Source organism: Pseudoalteromonas sp. C2R02 (genome assembly GCF_018860845.1).
In the GTDB taxonomy this organism is placed as follows: Bacteria; Pseudomonadota; Gammaproteobacteria; order Enterobacterales; family Alteromonadaceae; genus Pseudoalteromonas.
This window is the reverse complement of the sequence record NZ_JAHKQC010000012.1, coordinates 53,153-70,821: the sequence shown is the minus strand read 5'-3', so window position 1 is coordinate 70,821 and position 17,669 is coordinate 53,153. Positions and strand designations below refer to the sequence as shown.

General features: G+C 32.3%; 16 protein-coding genes and 1 tRNA gene. 9 read left to right on the top strand and 8 right to left on the bottom strand.

Features of this window, described 5'->3' with window-relative positions; all coding sequences use genetic code 11:
• Positions 1 to 81: 81 nt before the first annotated feature.
• Both KO527_RS02855 and KO527_RS02850 read left to right on the top strand, forming a co-directional pair.
• Positions 82 to 172, top strand: a tRNA-Ser gene (locus KO527_RS02855).
• A gap of 385 nt (positions 173 to 557) precedes the next feature.
• Positions 558 to 1,055, top strand: a complete 498-nt coding sequence (locus tag KO527_RS02850) for an ATP-binding protein (protein ID WP_216038869.1) — start codon at positions 558 to 560, stop codon at positions 1,053 to 1,055.
• A 132-nt stretch (positions 1,056 to 1,187) separates the two neighbouring features.
• Here the strand turns inward: KO527_RS02850 and KO527_RS02845 are convergent, their stop codons facing one another.
• Positions 1,188 to 1,973, bottom strand: a complete 786-nt coding sequence (locus tag KO527_RS02845; protein WP_216038868.1) for a hypothetical protein — start codon at positions 1,971 to 1,973, stop codon at positions 1,188 to 1,190.
• Positions 1,974 to 2,372: 399 nt separating this feature from the next.
• Between KO527_RS02845 and KO527_RS02840 the strand changes: the two genes are divergently transcribed.
• The 3 genes from KO527_RS02840 to KO527_RS02830 all read left to right on the top strand — a co-directional run bounded on the left by KO527_RS02840 (position 2,373) and on the right by KO527_RS02830 (position 7,262).
• Positions 2,373 to 5,108 (top strand): ATP-binding protein, encoded by a 2,736-nt coding sequence (locus tag KO527_RS02840; protein WP_216038867.1) that lies wholly within the window; start codon positions 2,373 to 2,375, stop codon positions 5,106 to 5,108.
• Positions 5,109 to 5,303: 195 nt separating this feature from the next.
• Positions 5,304 to 6,239: a signal peptidase I gene (gene lepB, locus KO527_RS02835; protein WP_216038866.1), complete on the top strand. Its 936-nt coding sequence runs from the start codon at positions 5,304 to 5,306 to the stop codon at positions 6,237 to 6,239.
• A gap of 423 nt (positions 6,240 to 6,662) precedes the next feature.
• Complete coding sequence (locus KO527_RS02830) at positions 6,663 to 7,262, top strand: nucleotidyltransferase family protein (protein WP_216038865.1); 600 nt, start codon at positions 6,663 to 6,665, stop codon at positions 7,260 to 7,262.
• A gap of 33 nt (positions 7,263 to 7,295) precedes the next feature.
• On the opposite strand, the gene KO527_RS02825 is transcribed toward KO527_RS02830, so the two are convergent.
• Both KO527_RS02825 and KO527_RS02820 read right to left on the bottom strand, forming a co-directional pair.
• Positions 7,296 to 7,619 (bottom strand): hypothetical protein, encoded by a 324-nt coding sequence (locus KO527_RS02825; RefSeq protein ID WP_216038864.1) that lies wholly within the window; start codon positions 7,617 to 7,619, stop codon positions 7,296 to 7,298.
• 141 nt (positions 7,620 to 7,760) lie between these two features.
• Positions 7,761 to 8,684 carry a hypothetical protein gene (locus KO527_RS02820; protein WP_216038863.1) on the bottom strand — a complete coding sequence of 308 codons (924 nt, stop codon included), beginning with the start codon at positions 8,682 to 8,684 and terminating at the stop codon, positions 7,761 to 7,763.
• 355 nt (positions 8,685 to 9,039) lie between these two features.
• Here KO527_RS02820 and KO527_RS02815 point away from each other — a divergent pair, with 355 nt between their 5' ends.
• The gene (locus tag KO527_RS02815; protein WP_252733377.1) at positions 9,040 to 11,487 is read left to right on the top strand and encodes a TIM-barrel domain-containing protein; all 2,448 of its coding nucleotides are present in this window, start codon (positions 9,040 to 9,042) and stop codon (positions 11,485 to 11,487) included.
• A 72-nt stretch (positions 11,488 to 11,559) separates the two neighbouring features.
• Here KO527_RS02815 and KO527_RS02810 read toward each other — a convergent pair whose 3' ends face one another.
• Complete coding sequence (locus KO527_RS02810; protein ID WP_216038861.1) at positions 11,560 to 12,435, bottom strand: AraC family transcriptional regulator; 876 nt, start codon at positions 12,433 to 12,435, stop codon at positions 11,560 to 11,562.
• A gap of 165 nt (positions 12,436 to 12,600) precedes the next feature.
• On the opposite strand from KO527_RS02810, the gene KO527_RS02805 reads away from it, so the two are divergent.
• A complete protein-coding gene (locus KO527_RS02805; protein WP_216038860.1) occupies positions 12,601 to 13,758 on the top strand; it encodes an iron-containing alcohol dehydrogenase in 1,158 nt (385 codons plus the stop codon).
• A 78-nt stretch (positions 13,759 to 13,836) separates the two neighbouring features.
• On the opposite strand, the gene KO527_RS02800 is transcribed toward KO527_RS02805, so the two are convergent.
• Positions 13,837 to 14,748, bottom strand: a complete 912-nt coding sequence (locus KO527_RS02800) for an MBL fold metallo-hydrolase (protein ID WP_216038859.1) — start codon at positions 14,746 to 14,748, stop codon at positions 13,837 to 13,839.
• Between the two features lie 3 nt (positions 14,749 to 14,751).
• Positions 14,752 to 15,396 (bottom strand): hypothetical protein, encoded by a 645-nt coding sequence (locus KO527_RS02795; RefSeq protein WP_216038858.1) that lies wholly within the window; start codon positions 15,394 to 15,396, stop codon positions 14,752 to 14,754.
• A gap of 196 nt (positions 15,397 to 15,592) precedes the next feature.
• Here KO527_RS02795 and KO527_RS02790 point away from each other — a divergent pair, with 196 nt between their 5' ends.
• The gene (locus KO527_RS02790; RefSeq protein WP_216038857.1) at positions 15,593 to 16,474 is read left to right on the top strand and encodes a LysR family transcriptional regulator; all 882 of its coding nucleotides are present in this window, start codon (positions 15,593 to 15,595) and stop codon (positions 16,472 to 16,474) included.
• Between the two features lie 5 nt (positions 16,475 to 16,479).
• Here the strand turns inward: KO527_RS02790 and KO527_RS02785 are convergent, their stop codons facing one another.
• Both KO527_RS02785 and KO527_RS02780 read right to left on the bottom strand, forming a co-directional pair.
• A complete protein-coding gene (locus KO527_RS02785; RefSeq protein ID WP_216038856.1) occupies positions 16,480 to 17,067 on the bottom strand; it encodes an ACP phosphodiesterase in 588 nt (195 codons plus the stop codon).
• Positions 17,064 to 17,309, bottom strand: coding sequence for a DUF3565 domain-containing protein (locus KO527_RS02780; RefSeq protein WP_216038855.1), 246 nt, complete (start codon positions 17,307 to 17,309; stop codon positions 17,064 to 17,066). Before KO527_RS02780 ends, KO527_RS02785 begins: the two co-directional genes overlap by 4 nt.
• 135 nt (positions 17,310 to 17,444) lie before the next feature.
• On the opposite strand from KO527_RS02780, the gene KO527_RS02775 reads away from it, so the two are divergent.
• Positions 17,445 to 17,663 carry a hypothetical protein gene (locus KO527_RS02775; protein ID WP_216038854.1) on the top strand — a complete coding sequence of 73 codons (219 nt, stop codon included), beginning with the start codon at positions 17,445 to 17,447 and terminating at the stop codon, positions 17,661 to 17,663.
• The last annotated feature ends 6 nt before the right edge of the window (positions 17,664 to 17,669 follow it).

Genomic DNA, 17,669 nt, shown 5'->3' with positions numbered 1-17,669 from the left:
TATCTCTCCGCCACTTCTTTACTTTAGGGTAATAGGAGTGAAATCAGCTTTAACTGATATAAAATAAATGAAGAACAATGCGGAGAGATGGCAGAGTGGTCGAATGCACCGGTCTTGAAAACCGGCATGGGTTTATAGCCCATCTAGGGTTCAAATCCCTATCTCTCCGCCACTTAATTCTTAAGAAAAGCTTAGTTTATACTAAGCTTTTTTTATGCCTGAAATTGAATGAATATTGGTTTATAACACAGGTCAAATTCAAGGGTATAAGTCTCACTCGCTGTGCCACTTATTTATATAGAAGAGCCTAATCATTAGATTAGGTTTTTTATTGCATAAAATTTAATATTGATAACGAGCTTGTAGCACAGTTCAAATGTTAGGATTCAAAAACCTACTAACTCAATATTTTCAATAATTCATCTCACTTAATGTTATTTGTAATGCTTTAAATTAATATTAGAGTTTAAAGCTGGGGGAAGTTAATAACATTCCATACTTTCACCTTGGGTTCGCTGATAAACCGCAAATATAAAAAGTTAATATCTGGAGTTATTTTGGTTACTGAGCTTGTTACTATTTTAGTTGGTCCACCATGTGTTGGTAAATCAACCTATCTTAAAAACATTGATTATGATTTTGTCATTTCGTCTGATGATATTGTAGACCTGCTAACTGCTCAGGCCAAAATTCAATACCATGAATTTTTTAAATTACCAATGAATAGTAAAATCAGAAAACAACATAACCAGATATTTAATCAGTTAATAGTCGAAAGTAAAAATTTCGCTCATGTTGTTTGGGATTTAACTAACTTAACCAAGAAAGCAAGAAAGGCAATATTCAAACACTATCCAGATGCTCACTTCCAGGCTGTTGTTTTTGAGTTTATAGGTCATGAAAAAGAGATACTTAAACGTAACAAGCAACGTTTTAAGCAGTATGGAAAATTAATCGATGAGCATGTTATTAAAGGTATGTTATTAAGCTATGAGCCTTTAGAATCAAAAGAGGGCTTTAATAAAATAAAGAGTATTGAATTTTGTATTAAGTAAGAAATGTTCGGCTTAGCAGAAAAATAAACAATACTGGCTAATGTAGGTGATTAACAATTCAAACTTGCGTATTTATAAGAAAGTATTTTATATCACTGCTTATTTCATTATTTTATTAAAGAGAACAGGCTATTACAGTAATGTGTTTTTTTCATCTAATAAACGGGAAATTTCAAGCTGTTCCACTTCTATAAGGGTATTGTATTTAGCGGCCAAAGCATTCATTTGATTAGCAATGGCACTTTGCAAGCTTGCACCTGCTATGTTATTTGCCGTGTCTGTTGATTTTTTTTCTAGGTTTTTTAATTCTTTTTTCATTTGATTTTGAAAGGTTTTAATTTTGTTTTCATGTACGACCATATCAGAATTTATTTTTCTTAATCTAATAAATCGATCTGTTTCTGTTAATGCTTGTTCGAATTCGTTAGCATCCTGATTTACAGTGATATCAGAATGATTAATATATTTTTTTTGACTAATTAATTGAGCAATTTTAGTTTGTTCAACGTTAATTAACGATTTATATTTTGATGTAACACTTTGCATTTGTATTGCGATGGCTTCTGAGCGATTAGCTCCTTGTAGATTGTTCGCTGTTGCTTGGCTCATTTTATTTAAATCGTTTATTTCAATAGATATTTTTTCTTTATACGTTCGAATCAAATTTTGACTTTCGTTTATCTGAGAATTTAACTTTTTGGTTTTTATAAAGGCTTCAATATCATCATTATTTTGAACATAGCCAGATTCATTGGCTTTTGAGTTGCCAGGTCGCGCTGTTTTAATGGTTATTTCTTCTGCATTATCACTACAAGGCAAATGAGAAAAAGTTAACACACCATCTATTTTACATTTATAAATCGCAGAATAAGAAAATAAAGGAAATATAAAAAATAATAATAAAATAGCTGCTTTCATTAGGTTCTCAATATTAATTTGTGATTTATAAATTAGTATAGTTTATGCATTATATCTAATGAGTCATTAAAGCATAATAATAAAACAAATATAAATTATTCGTATATCTAAATTAAATCTTTAGTACTTACCAATAACAGTAATTTATAGTTCTTTTTGCAGTAAATTTGTATATAAAAAACTCTGTAAAGTGGTACTAGCTTAATCTCATTATTAGTTTTTATAATTTAACTATGGTATTGTCAATTTCAGTAAATAAAGATTGTAACACCCTAATTTAAAGAGACTTATCTTAAACCTTTATGATCTGTTATTTTTAATATAGGGTGTTTTTGATGAGCAAAATCTAATCACTTAGTTTAATAGCAAATATATTTGCGCATTAGGAAAGCTATAACAATGTCACTATCAAACAAACTTTCCTATTATCGAGATTGTTACAAGGAAGATAATTCAGATCTTAATTTATGGAATTTAAGTAAACTTAAAAAAGATGATTGCTTAATTTTAGAAGGGCAGGATGATTTAGGCTCAGGGTTTCTTCCCCGCATGCCAATCCCTAGCGAGTTTGCAGAGCAAATGATTAAGCGGGTTGAAGTATATCAGCGTGAACGTGTTTTACTCTATACGAGCTTTATTTTAGTTGGAAAGTTAGAAATAAAAGGTGAATTAAAACAGGTTGTAACACCGTTATTGTTTAATGAGGCTTTTATTGAAACAGATCAACACAACAATAGTGGCGATTACTACCTAACAGTTAACAATCAAGCGCCAGAGATCAATGAATCATTAACACAGCTACTCATGCCTGAAGGTAAAGGTGTACCTGAGTGTAAAGGTGATGAAAATATTCAATCATCTTCATTATGGACATCATGGCTTAAAGATAGCCCGTTTGACTTAAATTTATTTGAATTACTAAACTTTCCAACTCTCGCGAAATCTGATGAAATCAAAAAAGCATTTAGAAGAAAAACGCCAACGCTTCTGCCAATGTCTATGTTGGTTTTTATCGAAAGATCAACAAGTAGTCGAGGTGTACTACATGAACTAGATGAGATTATAGAGTCTAGTTCATTATCAGCTCCATTAGCTGAACTATTGTCGCCGTCATATAAAACGATATCTAATGCGCAATTTAGCAAAGCCCTCAAGTATGACTATTTACCAGGTTTACTGTCTACGCCACAAAAGAAGATCATTTCAATTGCAGCAAATGCTAATTTAGGTTGTACTTCTGGACCTCCGGGGACTGGTAAAAGCTATACAATAGCAGCAATCGCGGCAGAGCACATGGCACGAGGTGAGTCTGTGCTCATTGTAGCCAATAATGATGCTGCTTTAGATGTTATTGCCGATAAGTTAGATGAGAATTTTGGTTTAAATGATGTATCAATTCGAGCTGGGCAGAAAGAGTTCCTCAAAAGATTAAAGAGTTATATTGCTGATCTTCTAGCAGGATATTTTACTGACGATTTAAATAAAGAACCAAATGTATGTGAATCAGAACTTAAAAGTCTTAATAGCGCTTTATCTACATTAGAAAATCGCTTTGTTAAGTTTTGTAAAAGAGCCATAGTCAGAGGTCAGCGATTAAAAAAATTAGAGCAAAAAGATGCACAATGGATGAAGCGCGTATATTTGGCTTTTGCGAGTAGCAGCATTAAAAAGCTTGCAAAACAGTGGGCTTCATTAAATGAAATTAACAGTATGCATCTTGAGCGCGAAGCACTTGCTAGTGGCTACTTAAGCGCATTAAAAACAAATAACCTTAAAACATTAGTTGAAAAAGAAAGAACATCCTTGCAAGCCTTTAACAAAGCGATCCGAAGTCGTACGTCTAAAAGGCAGTTTGAGCTGTTTGATGATATTGAATATGGCTCACTACTATCAGCATTTCCGGTTTGGTTAGTGAGCCTCAATTCATTGTACCGTGTGCTCCCTTTAAAAAAACAAATGTTCGATTTGGTGATCATCGATGAAGCAACACAATGCAATATTAGTAGTTGTTTACCAGCACTATATCGTGCCAAAAGAGCAATGGTAGTTGGAGATACAAAGCAACTAAGGCATTACTCTTTTTTGGCTAAAAGTAAAGAAACTCAACTTGCTGATAAAAATCATATTACAGCTGATAAAACAGGAGTGGTAAGCTATCGAGACAATTCTATTTTAGATTTGACGTTAAATTCACTTTCAAGTCATCAGCAGTTAGCATTTTTAGACGAGCATTTTAGAAGTAAACCTGAGCTTATTCATTTTAGTAACCAATGTTTTTATCAAAGAAAATTGAAAGTGATGCAACACAGGCCATGCACAAGTAGTGGCCATCTTCACTTGAGGAGAGTGGGTGGAATAAGAGATAAATCAGGTGTTAACCACGTAGAATCTACTCATATTATTGAAGCTATTAAGTCACAAATAAAAGAGGATGCGCAAGCTGCTATTTCTCATAGCATAGGGGTTGTTTCACCTTTTAGACATCAAGCAGAGCACATAGCTAAAGAAATTGAAACCAGCTTTAGCGAAACAGAGATTCTTAAACACAAGATTCGTAGTGCTACGCCTTATGGTTTACAGGGTGAAGAAAGAGACATTATGCTTATTTCTTTTTGTATTGATAACGAGTCTAAACGTGCAGCCGTGTATTTAAATAAACCTGATGTATTTAACGTTACAATAACCAGAGCACGCCAAAAACAAATATTATTGTTATCAATTGATGAAATGCAATTACCAGAGCACAACCTTTTGCGAAGATATTTAACTTCAATCAGTGAGTTTAAAGCCAATCATGCATTCGCTTGTGAAGTAGATGAGTTTCAACACAATGTCATTTTTGAGTTAAATAAGCTCGATATTTTAACCTGGCCAGGTTATACAATAGCCGGTACTGAAATAGATATTTTGTGTCGTTATAACAACCAATATTTAGCGATTGATCTTATTGGTTTTCCAGGCCCTTGGGCTGACTTCTTTGAATTAAATACTTATAAATTATTTAAAAGAGCTGGTGTAGAGGTGCTGCCTATCAGCTATGGTTTGTGGGTTGTTGATAAACAAAGTTGCATAAATAAAATAATAAAAAAACTTGAAGTAAATCAGAAAGAAATACCTTTAGAGAGTAAAATATGAGGTGTTTAATACTTATCATTTTATTGTTGAGTAAATTTGCTCATGCTAAATAAAGTACCTATTATGGTACAATTTAAAAAGGGCGCTTAGATAATGGCATAGCGCGACCATCTAATTGTGAAGCTACACTAATGAAATTGCATATTATTTAGATTTAAAGTAACCTAACTTTTTGAATAAATTACGGAAAATCAGATGGATAAGCAATGGACGCCTAAAGGATGGTTAGCAATCGTGTTTGGTATTGTTTTTCAACCTTTCACATTTTTATATGTTAATAAACAAAAGTTTTTTTGGGGCTATACTCTGTTTGCAATCACATTGATGGCAATAGACAGTAAATTACAAATTAACCCGCTTAATGAAGCATGGCATAAAGATCTCCATTTTGCTTGGCTTCTATTTCCTATGTATCCTATACATGCTTATTTAAGTACAAAAAATTATGACACAAATCAAAAAAGATCTTGGTATGCAAGCTGGTGGGGGACGCTAATTTGTTTAAGTTTTGCAATCTTAGCATTGATCACAGTTAGAGGTTTTTATTTCGAACCAGTTACTTTTCCTTCTGAATCAATGAGCCCAACGCTTAATCCTGGAGATATTGCATTGGTGAGTAAAAATGGTTATGGAAACTACAGATTTTATGGCTACCAATTATTAAAAACTGAATCTTCTAAAAGTCCTAACCGGGGTGATATTGTTGTTTTTCAATCGCCAAAAAATCCAGAAATTGATTTTATTAAGAGGGTGATAGGTTTACCCGGCGATAAAATTATTTATAGAAATAAAGATATTTATATCAGTAAGTCCTGTTTAAAATCCAAACCTAATTGTTCTGAATTTGAGCTTATAAAAAAGTTAGAAGTAGATTCTTCGGGTAAAAAGCTGCCTATTTATGAACAAATACTAGATGATAAGATATTTTCGATATTTATTGACCCAAAAGCGACAGATCGCACCAAGTATTATTTTAATCAACCTGATACCGATACCGATACAGATGAATGGGTTGTGCCAGATGAACATTATTTTGTAATGGGTGATAACAGAGACAACAGCTTAGATAGCCGTTTTTTTGGTTTTGTACCAAAAGAAAACATCATAGGTTCACCAATATTTATTTGGTAAGTTAGATATTTATCAAACCAGATATTGCAAAATATCACAGCGTTTCAACAATTTTTTAAATATATTCCAAAATAATTGTTTCATATAGTGGCTTATTTATTGAGCCTCTATTATGAAATTAACTTGGAATATATAAGGTTTTAAATTTACTGATATTTTACAAGAACAATGTAATTAAACCTGAGTTACCGCAATAAATACTTTCATTCAATGTTTAACAAAAGCTTGGTTATCTTCTGCCATGCTAGAAAAGGCGAGACCAAAGGGAGCTGATTCAATAACTCGGGAAAATTCTTCTACTGAGATATTTATATTTTTTATGAATAATTTTTAAATAATTTCATCGTAAATGCTGCTTAAATGTATTACTGGTTTTGTAAAAAAGTTATATATAATCTAATTTTAAAATTGACTATCAAAAGCATGAATAAAAAAGAAAATAAAACAATTGCCATTGTGATACTCGCTGCGGGTGCTGCGACACGTTTTGGCTCTGCTAAGCAGTTAGCAATTTATAAAAATAAAACGCTATTACAACAAAAAATAGACATCTGCTGCGAGTTTAATGAATTTGATACTTATGTGGTGTTAGGTGCTGCTTATCAAGATATTATTGAATCAACTCAATTTAAAACAAGCAAAATCATTTACAATACAGCTTGGCAATCAGGCATGGCCAGTTCAATCATCATAGCAACGAAAAAATTAGCGAAACACTATGATTCAATAATGTTCCTCGCAGCTGATCAAGTGCTTATTGAGCATGCGCAGATAACCGAATTAATACAAAGTTGGCAAAATCAACCAACAAAATTAATAACCGCACAATTTGATGATGAAATAACAATACCAAGTATTTTTCCTAAGAAATATTTTAAAGACTTGTTAGGGCTAGAGGGAGATAAAGGTGGTAAAAAAGTATTAATTACACATAAAGAAAATCTTATTATTATTGAAATGCCAGAAGCTAAGTTCGATATCGACCGACCAGAAGATCTAAATAATCTATCAAGTAATCATTAAGAATAATAAGATTTACGTCTTTATATAAAATTATTAAATAAAATAATTCATATACTTATATTTTTTTGATGTGTCTAATTTATTAAACTGTGCTAGTAAAAGCATATCAATTTTTAACTTTTCATTTATTGATACCTTTTGTAGTGCCATGCCTAAAATTTTATTAGAGTTTGATAAAAGGCATTGTGCATTTTTTAATTCTATATAAGTTGGATTGTTACTGTATATATCATGTAAAGATGTATTGATATCAAATAATTCACTCATTTGTTCAAAAGTCAGATATTGAATTATTATATTATTTATTTGTTGTGTTTCAGTATTTTCACTTAAAATAAGGTTGGTTTTACTCATCATTAAATCGCTATCTTTATATACTTACTGGCTTGATATTATCTTCCATATATCTTTGAAATATCACTATAAAATGTGGCCGCTTTGTTATTAAAATCTTGTACATTTGGTTCTTTTTTATAAGGCAAGTTTTAACCTAATCTGTTAATAATCAAGCGACCATTCAATTACCTCTTCGCATTCATCTACTAAAGTATCTAAATATGATAAGTGCGCATTAATATCGACCATAGTTGTTTGCATTGTTTTACTCATATCTTTAATTTTATCATTATAATGCCTGACTTCATGATAGCTCATGGCAAGATCATTTCTTGCTGATTGAATCATTCTATCAAACGAACTCGCATTAGATTGAGTCGAATCATTAATAGAAAATTGCCTTTCTACCAACAACTGTAATTTATTTTGGCGCTGATTTAGTAAAGTAGAAGCGTGTTTTAATTTTTGTAAGTTTCTTTGAATTTTAGGGCCCAATTCAGCTATATCTTTGGCTTGCCATTTAGCAACTTTTCTAAGAGCTTCAGCTTGTCCTAAATCGATTGCTAAACTTGATAATTGATCATGTCCATATTTCTTCTTTTTACGTTCTTTTTTTGCTTTATCAACGCCGTTGGCAATTGCATTCACACTATTTGTAACTAACTTCCCATAAGGAATAAGGTTAAAAGGTAATGTAATAATTTTTAATGGTCTTTTCTTTTGTTCTCGTACGAGATGTAATAATTTTTTCTTTATTTTGTATCCAGTGGTTCTAGTTGTTGCATCAAAAGTAGATTTAGACGTTTCCATGAAGGAGCGTTGCGTCATTTGATTGGTTTTCGCATCAAACTTTAAAGAAGACTCAAATGAATTTTCAAAATTCATTTTTGGAATTACCCTCGCATTTACTTTTTGTGCGACAACTTGGCTAATAGAAGAAGCAAACTTTGTTTTTGCGTTTTTAAAAATCATAGTTTGTTCTAATTTGCTAATTACTAGGCTATCTAGCTCTGCACCGATTGGGTCTCCAATCACACTTGGAATAGCAGGGCCTTTTTTGAGTGTTTCTTTTATGTCTATTGGCATTATGCTTGAGCCTATATAAGTTATTAAATTAGAGGAAAATAGAAAGACGATTAGACTCAAAAATTACTAATCTTATGAAAGTTATTGGTAATTACTCCTTGTCAACGATTGTATATTTTAAACAAAAAAAATTATTGCGTATGTAAGCGTTTGTAAGCGAAAGATGAAAAGGAGTTTAAATATTAGAATTAGTTTTAATTTTTAAAATGTTAACGTTAGCAGTGAAAACTTATGAATACGTATTCAATACCAATTAACTTTTAATCACCATAGCCATAAGTTAACTTTAAATTTCATATAATAAATAGAATTTAAACTTATGCTCAAAACAGTTTTTATCTTTAAGTTGCCCGCGATGGCGCTCGTTTTAATCAGCATTTTAAGTTGGCAAGTTAATGCAAGAGATTATATAAGCCACCAGCTAAATGGTCAGGAATTAAATATAACCACAACTGAAGGCAAAGTTAGACTTTGGGCAATTTCAGAACACGCTTTTGAGGTTTTATATTTTAACCAAGATAAAAAACCATTTCCTTCCTTCGCAATTGATATGCAGTCTATTAGTAAAAATAAACAAAACTTTGTAACTGTATCAAACTCACAAAATAAGCTGACATTTAAAAATGGAAATTTAACTGCTGTTATTAACAAAGTACCGTTTAATATTTCATACTTTAATAAAGATCAGTTACTTACTAGTGAGAAAAGCACTTTTAAAAACAAAAAATCAACCCCTGACTTTAGGTTTACATTAACAGACAGTGAAAAGTTATTAGGCACGGGTGAACGTGTACTTGGTATGGATCGACGTGGGCAACGTTTACCTTTATACAATCGTGCACATTATGGTTATACAACACATTCTGAGCAAATGAACTTTTCAATTCCTGCTGTTATATCAGATAAAAAATACCTTATTTTATTTGATAACACAGCAAATGGCTGGGTTGATACCGGAAAAACGCAAGTAAATACGCTACAGTTCGAAGCTATGGGAGGTCGAAACGCTTATTTGATTATCGCTGGAGAAACATACCCAAAACTCATTAATAATTATGTAAACATAACCGGTAAACAGCCATTACCGCCGCGCTGGGCTTTAGGTAATCATGCCTCACGTTTTGGTTATAAATCTCAAGCAGAAGTTATAGACACAATTAATAAATACCAAGAAGAAGATATCCCAGTTGATTCAATTATTTTAGACCTTTATTGGTTTGGTAAAGACATTAAAGGCCATATGGGCAATTTAGATTGGGATCACAATACTTTTCCTGAGCCTGAAAAAATGATCAAAGATCTGAAGTCAAGTGGAGTGAATACGGTGCTGATCACCGAGCCATTTATTTTAAAAGGGTCAAAAATGTGGCAATCAGCCGTTGATAATGGTGTGTTAGCCACAGACGCGATATCAGGTGAAGCAAAAACATATGATTTTTATTTTGGTCATACAGCTTTAATCGATGTATTTAATAAAGATGCTAAACACTGGTTCGCATCAGTTTATAATAGATTAGCAGATCAAGGTGTGGCTGGTGTATGGGGGGATTTAGGAGAGCCTGAAGTACACCCTGCAGATATACAACATAAATTATCAGATCATAACGATTTAATTTCTACTGGTGATGAAATCCATAATGCATATGGTCATGAGTGGGCAAAACTTGTAAAAAATACTTTAACTGAATATGCGCCAGAGCAAAGACCTTTTATGATAATGCGTTCTGGTTTTGCTGGATCACAAAAATACGGCATGATCCCTTGGACCGGTGATGTAAGTCGTTCATGGGATGGATTAAAACCACAAGTAGAGTTATCGCTTCAAATGAGTTTACTTGGCATGGCCTATACCCATTCTGATTTAGGTGGTTTTGCGGGTGGTGAGTCATTTGATAAAGAGATGTATATTCGTTGGTTGCAGTATGGTGTATTTCAACCAATTTATCGTCCTCATGGGCAAGATAATATTGCCCCAGAGCCCATTTTTCATGATGAAGAAACTAAAAATATCATACGTAAATTTATAAAGCTGCGTTATAAAATGTTGCCATATAATTATACGTTAGCTTATGAAAACTCAATGACTGGTATGCCATTAATGCGTCCTATGTTTTTTAATGATGAAAGCAACTCAGCATTGATCGATGAAAAAGATCAATATTTTTGGGGAGATAGCTTTTTAGTAAAACCCGTTACAGAAGCTGCCATTAATTCAATTGAAGTAGATTTACCAAAAGGAAATTGGTTCGATTATTTTAGTGATAATATATATCAAGGTAATCAAACAATATCTTATCCGTTAACTTTAAATACTATTCCTGTATTGGTGAAGGCAGGTTCAATTATCCCGTCAGTTAAAGCAGTATCAAGCACACAATACTATTCAAGTGAGGTGTTAAAACTAGATTATTACTTTGATAAAACAGTTAAATTATCTAAAGGTCATATGTATGAAGATGATGGCAATAGTGCTGATCCAATAAATAATAAACAATTTGAATTACTAAATTTTGAAGCTAGTACGTTATCTCATACTGATCAATTGACCATAGCTTTAAGTAGGAGTGAAAAAGGCACTGGTTACAGCACAATGCCACAGCAACGTAGTGTTGAGTTGGTGATACACAATTGGCGTAAAGATAATAATAAAGTTTTATTTAATGAAAACATGCTAGAACAGCAGGCTACATTAAAATCACTATTACTTGTAGATGAAGGGTTTGTTTATAACGTACACAATAATACTCTCACAGTAAAAATTAAATGGGACCATACAGATTCATCAATCACAGTTTTAAAATAACGTGATGAGTATCAGTTAATAACCAAAAGCAGCTAGGTGAGTAGCTGCTTTTTTTGTTTATTAATCCAAATACTACACGGCTGATTTAGCGCATTCACTAGGGCTTAAGCCATAATATCGCGTAAACTCTCTACTGAACTGTGTCGGACTTTCATAGCCAACCTGCGCAGCGGCTTGTTTTACTTTTAAACCTTGATCTTGAAGTAATTCTCTTGCACGACTTAAACGTATTTTTTTAACGTATTGGATAGGAGATGATGCTGTGATTTGTTTAAAGTTTCGGTGAAAAGTAGATGAACTCATATTAGCCATATCCGCAAGTTGCTCTACATCTAAACGACTATTAAAGTTATTATGTAGGTGTTTTAGAATACGCTCCATTTTAGACAAATAGGTATTATGAGAGACCAAAGCAAATAAAGGTGCCGCTTGAGGGCCTGTTAACATATGAAAATATATTTCTCTTAATAACCCCTTACCAATAATATCGCATTGTAAGGGCGAGCTTAAACACTCAGTAAGCCTAGAAATAGTGCAAGATAACATATCAGTACACTCACTTACATATAATCCTTTATTTTCAATAGCAGGATCAGATTGGTTAATTTGACCGTGTTCATCTAAAACTCTTACTAATTCACTTAATACAGAGATATCAAAATCTATGATAAGTGAAATCATAGGCTTGCCATCTTCTACTATAGTTTCACATTCTGCTGCTAAAGGCAGTGTTAAAACGAGGTAATTATCTGGATTATAATGATAGGTTTTGTGATCGAAAAACACACGTTTTTGACCTTGCAATATAATGATAACACCTTGGTTATAACATAATGGAATTCTATCAGTTGATTGGCTAGTTTTATAAATACCTACACCACTGAGTACCGTTTGGTTGTATCCCTCATTATTAATAAGTGATGTAAGATTAGCGATAGATTGATCCATTGTGAATACCTAATTACTCAGTTACATTAAGTATAACTAAACGAAAACGAAACTCACCTTAAAATGATGTTGATGAGAGTTTTAGGCATGATATTGAGCGCTAAGCCCATTCTTTTGTTAGCTTGTGACTGTAAAATGGTCGCATCTAAATATGAGGTATAAAGCATGCAAAACTTTGATTATTACAATCCAACACAAATCGTATTTGGCCAACAAAGGTTAAATGAATTAGATAATCTAGTACCAAAAGATGCAAAAGTGCTAGTGTTATTTGGCGGGGGTAGCGTAAAACGTTTTGGCACGCTAGATAAAATTAAAAGTAGCTTAGGAGAGCGAGAAGTATTGGAGTTTTGCGGCATTGAAGCTAACCCTAAGTTTGAAACATTAATGCAAGCGGTAGTGTTAGTTCAAAAAGAAAATATAGATTTCTTACTAGCTGTTGGTGGTGGTTCTGTGATGGACGGCACTAAATTTATTGCTTTAGCTGCTAATGAAACATCAAAATATAACGAATTATTATTTCACGGTTTTGAAGCAGTGCCTGTTGAAAAAGCATTACCTTTAGGTTGTATTGTTACTTTGCCTGCGACAGGCTCAGAGATGAACACTTTTGGTGTGATCACATATAATGAACAAAAATATCCATTTAATTCTCCATTAGTATTTCCAAAGTTCTCAGTGTTAGACCCTGATCTCACTTTAACTTTGCCAAAAGAGCAAATAGCCAATGGGGTAGCAGATGCATTTATCCATGTTATTGAGCAATATCTAACACAACCTCAAAATGCAAAAATTCAGGATAGATTTGCTGAAGGGATCTTAAAAACATTAATAGAAGATGGTGCTATTACCTACAAAGATAATAATGACATAGCAGCACGTAAAAACTTTATGTGGTCAGCAACATCAGCACTAAATGGTTTAATAGGTGTTGGTGTGATGCAAGATTGGTCTACACATATGATAGGCCACGAAATGACGGCTATGTTTGGTATTGCACATGGTAGAACACTCGCAATTATATTACCTAGCTTATTGCGCGAACGTAAAGACCATAAAAGAGAAAAGCTAATTCAGTTTGCAGAACGTGTTTGGGATATAACAGATGGCACAGATGATGAAAAAATAACAAAAGCAATTGATAAAACAGAAAGCTTTTTCAATTCACTAGATATTATAACTAAGCTATCTCATTATGATATTGATGATAACGCTATCGAAACTTTAATTTCTAATATGGAAAAAATGGGTTTAACACAATTATCTGAAACAGGTGATTTAACCTTAGATATAGTGCGTAAAATTTTAGTCGCAGCTAAATAGATTTATGCCATAAAAAGCACATTGTTAAATGTGCTTTTTATAAAAAACTTAAGCTTAAAATGCCATTGTTCTCAGATTTTAATCTATGGGGTAAATAATAAATTTGTCTGTCACAACTTTTTTAGGAGTTGTATTTAACTTTAAATTCGCGTTTAGTTTTAATAGTGAATTTAGTTCTAAAGGCAAGGGAGCTTCGTTTGGCTGATATGTGCTCCCAATAGGGTAATCTATGCCAGCTTTATCTGACATTTCGATATGAGTACCCATAATTGCTAACACAGGATGTGACTTTGAAAATGACACTAAGCGTGAAATACTCAACTTATATTTTTGCCAGTTTTTTATATATAACCTACCGGGATAAAACGTATCACCTGTTAACAACCATTTATGTTTAGGATCATAAATAGCAATTGATTCTGATTGATGCCCTGGAATTGGAATGATTGTCAGATTTCTATTCCCTAACTCTAAATTCGTATTATCACTAGGCCATTTTAGCGTATCTTGATCGTAACCATAAAAACTTTGAACGCTTGAAGATGTAGGGGTTATAAGGCTAATATTTTTTTTATTTTTAAATTGCTCGTCGCCAGCGATATGATCACTATGGCTATGCGAATGACTTACAATAATTTCGAAGTGATTTATCGATTTTTGTTTTAGTAAAGCGTATTTTTTAACAAGTTCCATAACAACTGAGTAAAGTGGGAATTTTGCTGTATCTTTAGTTGCCCCTGTATCTTGTATTAAAACCTTATTATCACCAAAAAGCACATATATAAACGGTGCTTCGTAATGCGTGCACTTGTTTTGCCTCAAAATATAGGTATAGGGACTGTATTCATATATCTCTATTTTAGGATCAGTGTTGTTTTCACAAGACTCATTACCATGTATAAAGTTATGTTCATGTAAATCTGATTGTTTATTAGCCAAAACATGTGTGCTTGGTAGCAATAAAAATAATAGTATTAATAATTTATTCATGAGTTATTCCATAAAATCTTGAGTTTCATAATATAAAATTGTTTGTTTTTTACAGTTGACTGATTCTGAAAGAATAGGGACATTTTTAACGAATTTGGTTTCATAAAAATCAGTTTTCATGATTGAACCACAATCACTAGCTAAAATAATGGCATCAAATGAAGGGGCTGATTTTATGATATGAACATAGAGTTTATCTTGAGCTAAGCCAATATTTAATTGCTGCCACAGACTCCTTTTAGCATTAATATTGTTATTGATTATTTGTTTTTTGAAAATCAATTCAGTAAATCTAAATTGAGCATCTTTAAGCCAAATATCTCCACCACGTTCAAAGTGCCCCATATATACATCAGCTCTAATATTTAACGGTTTATTTTCTATTAATACATTAAGATCAAATCTTTCAGGTAAAATAGAAATTAAAGGCTCAGCTTTATTACTCGTAAGTTTTGCTTTTAAATTATCTATGATCGTGTGTTTAAAGTTTGATTCTACTTTATAAATTAATTGGTAATCATGAGGTTTATTATAAAGGGGCATATGACTTGCGAATAAACTTTTACCATTAGTAAACAACACCATGCCATGACTGCCAATGCGGCTACCAGAGGGCTGTTGATGAATGTTTGAGTGTGATTTAACCACACTACAAAACATTGAATAAATACTGATTAAAAGTATAAATAAATAATTAATAGAAGGATTCATGGTTAAGACTGCTGCCAATTTAAAAAAGATAAGAAATTTTAAATAATTTACAGTTAACTAAAAATCGAATAAAAGTAATTAATTAGTTCCATCTAGGATATCATTAAGTTTTATTCTTTTAGATTTAGTATTTATGGATTCTGAAGACTTAAAACAATTTCTAGTGATTGCACATTTTAATAACTTACAACGTGCATCCGTTGAATTAAACAAAACCGCAGGGGCATTATCTAAAATAATAAAACGTATTGAAAATAAGTTAGACACCCAATTATTTGATCGAAAGGGTAGAAATATACAACTGAATCAATACGGAGAGCGCTTTAAACAATATGCACTTCATATTGTGCATGAGTCCGATCAAATAATAAGTGAATTTGGTAACAAAAATAATAAAGTTAAAGTAAACATCACAGGTCCATCAGTATTAGTTCAATATTGGCTACCTAAGATGTTAAATAAACTAGCGCCAGACAAATATGATTTAAATCTTCAAATTGAATGGGAAGGTGAGGCATTAAATAAAGTTGAAAATGGCTTTATGGATATTGCTTTAGCAACAAAGTTTTCATTTAATGAAGGCAGTGAGACTAAAGGGTTATCTAGTATCTCATTAGGTGATATTAGCTTTAAAGTGGTCGCGCAACAGGATCATGCCTTATTTAAAAAATACCCAAATGGAAAACTTACCAGTAAAGCGTTAAATGAGTTTACGTTTGCATGCCCAAGTGTTTCACCATTTTGTGGTATTAAACGAGGAGAGGGTTCAGATGGATGGCAAGATGCTCAGTATCCGAGAACGATTGGGTTTAGATGTAATGATTTTTCTGTTTTAATGTCTTTAGTTAAGCAAAACCTTGCTTTAGCTTATGTGCCCGACTTTATTGCAGAGCAATATAATTTACGAGAAGTTGATATAACAGATTACACTCATATCAATACAGAGCAAGTAGCGCTGTTTTATAAGCCAAGTTTAGCTTCGGGTTGGCTAAATCAATTTATAGAACAAATATAATTATTTTATATTTGTTCTATTTTATTAGATAAGACATGCTTAATTAATTCAGGGAAAAAACGTGAAAAGACCGATTCTAATTCATCAAAGTGCAAGTTGATATCCTCAATGCTGCCTGCAAAAGTATTTTCAAAACGAATGCGCCTAGCAATGTTATCAAGCGCTAAACCAACACCTTCACGTGACTCATAAGTTTTAAACCAATCATCTTGTGTGATACGCGTGACGACATATTGCATTTGTTTAGGCATTAACGCTAAGTTTTGTTTTAATAGCCTATAACATGCTGTTTTAAATTCAATAAATGGTACATCATGAAATTTCGACCAATGAATAATTAAAAAATGATCAAATAAAACATCTAATGCGATACCAGAAAATCGTCTTCGTTTGGCACTAAAAAGAAGTTTTGCATTTTTTACTTCTGAATGATTATCAGTAAATTTATCGACCAAATAATGATTTTTAAGCCCTAAACCTATTGGTTTTGCTAATCCATTAATATGTGCCTTACCACCAAAATCACCCAATAAATTACCAAAATAAGAATCAGCATTGGGCTGTGCTAAATATAAGTGAGCTAAATAGTTCATAGTTTATTAATTAATGCCTGATCAGAAGTATCTAGTTTAAGCCAATCACGGGGGGCATTTTCATCACATTTTACACATCCTAATTCAAAACCAAGTTTTTCATTTCTGCCATCAAGGGTTATTACCCAAGGTCTAAGTGTCCATGGTGGGTTATGACGAACATGTTGATTATGACCGCAAGCCAATTTAGCGACCCAATAATTTTCATCATCTTGGTGATAACCAACAATAGGCTGTTTCATATTGAGATCTCTTATTGTAAAGGCATGTAGAAAAAAATACGTTTTGTAAAGTTCGGTAAATAAAATCGTATTAATGATAAATTTTACTTAATTTTAAACATAGGTGTAAATAATAATTAAAAGTGGAGCCAGCAGATGTCAATCCAAGCAAGCATAGCAACAAATCGTTTTGGTTTGGGGGCAAAACCTAATGAAATGGCACAAGTAACATTGGACCCTAAACGGTGGTTAATAGCACAGCTCAATACAAAACCACTTTTAAAGTTTGATGAAAGTTTACCTAACTCAGCACAAATAGGCATTAAATTAGCGCAATTAAGAAAAGAAAAACAGGCATTTAAAAAACAAGTCTAATTGAGA

What these genes read in the sequence shown, in the direction of transcription:
- KO527_RS02845 (WP_216038868.1), bottom strand. Translation starts at nt 1,973, where the DNA reads ATGAAAGCAGCTATTTTATTATTATTTTTTATATTTCCTTTATTTTCT.
- KO527_RS02840 (WP_216038867.1), top strand. Translation starts at nt 2,373, where the DNA reads ATGTCACTATCAAACAAACTTTCCTATTATCGAGATTGTTACAAGGAA.
- lepB (WP_216038866.1), top strand. Translation starts at nt 5,304, where the DNA reads ATGGATAAGCAATGGACGCCTAAAGGATGGTTAGCAATCGTGTTTGGT.
- KO527_RS02830 (WP_216038865.1), top strand. Translation starts at nt 6,663, where the DNA reads ATGAATAAAAAAGAAAATAAAACAATTGCCATTGTGATACTCGCTGCG.
- KO527_RS02825 (WP_216038864.1), bottom strand. Translation starts at nt 7,619, where the DNA reads ATGATGAGTAAAACCAACCTTATTTTAAGTGAAAATACTGAAACACAA.
- KO527_RS02820 (WP_216038863.1), bottom strand. Translation starts at nt 8,684, where the DNA reads ATGCCAATAGACATAAAAGAAACACTCAAAAAAGGCCCTGCTATTCCA.
- KO527_RS02815 (WP_252733377.1), top strand. Translation starts at nt 9,040, where the DNA reads ATGGCGCTCGTTTTAATCAGCATTTTAAGTTGGCAAGTTAATGCAAGA.
- KO527_RS02810 (WP_216038861.1), bottom strand. Translation starts at nt 12,435, where the DNA reads ATGGATCAATCTATCGCTAATCTTACATCACTTATTAATAATGAGGGA.
- KO527_RS02805 (WP_216038860.1), top strand. Translation starts at nt 12,601, where the DNA reads ATGCAAAACTTTGATTATTACAATCCAACACAAATCGTATTTGGCCAA.
- KO527_RS02800 (WP_216038859.1), bottom strand. Translation starts at nt 14,748, where the DNA reads ATGAATAAATTATTAATACTATTATTTTTATTGCTACCAAGCACACAT.
- KO527_RS02790 (WP_216038857.1), top strand. Translation starts at nt 15,593, where the DNA reads ATGGATTCTGAAGACTTAAAACAATTTCTAGTGATTGCACATTTTAAT.
- KO527_RS02785 (WP_216038856.1), bottom strand. Translation starts at nt 17,067, where the DNA reads ATGAACTATTTAGCTCACTTATATTTAGCACAGCCCAATGCTGATTCT.
- KO527_RS02780 (WP_216038855.1), bottom strand. Translation starts at nt 17,309, where the DNA reads ATGAAACAGCCTATTGTTGGTTATCACCAAGATGATGAAAATTATTGG.
- KO527_RS02775 (WP_216038854.1), top strand. Translation starts at nt 17,445, where the DNA reads ATGTCAATCCAAGCAAGCATAGCAACAAATCGTTTTGGTTTGGGGGCA.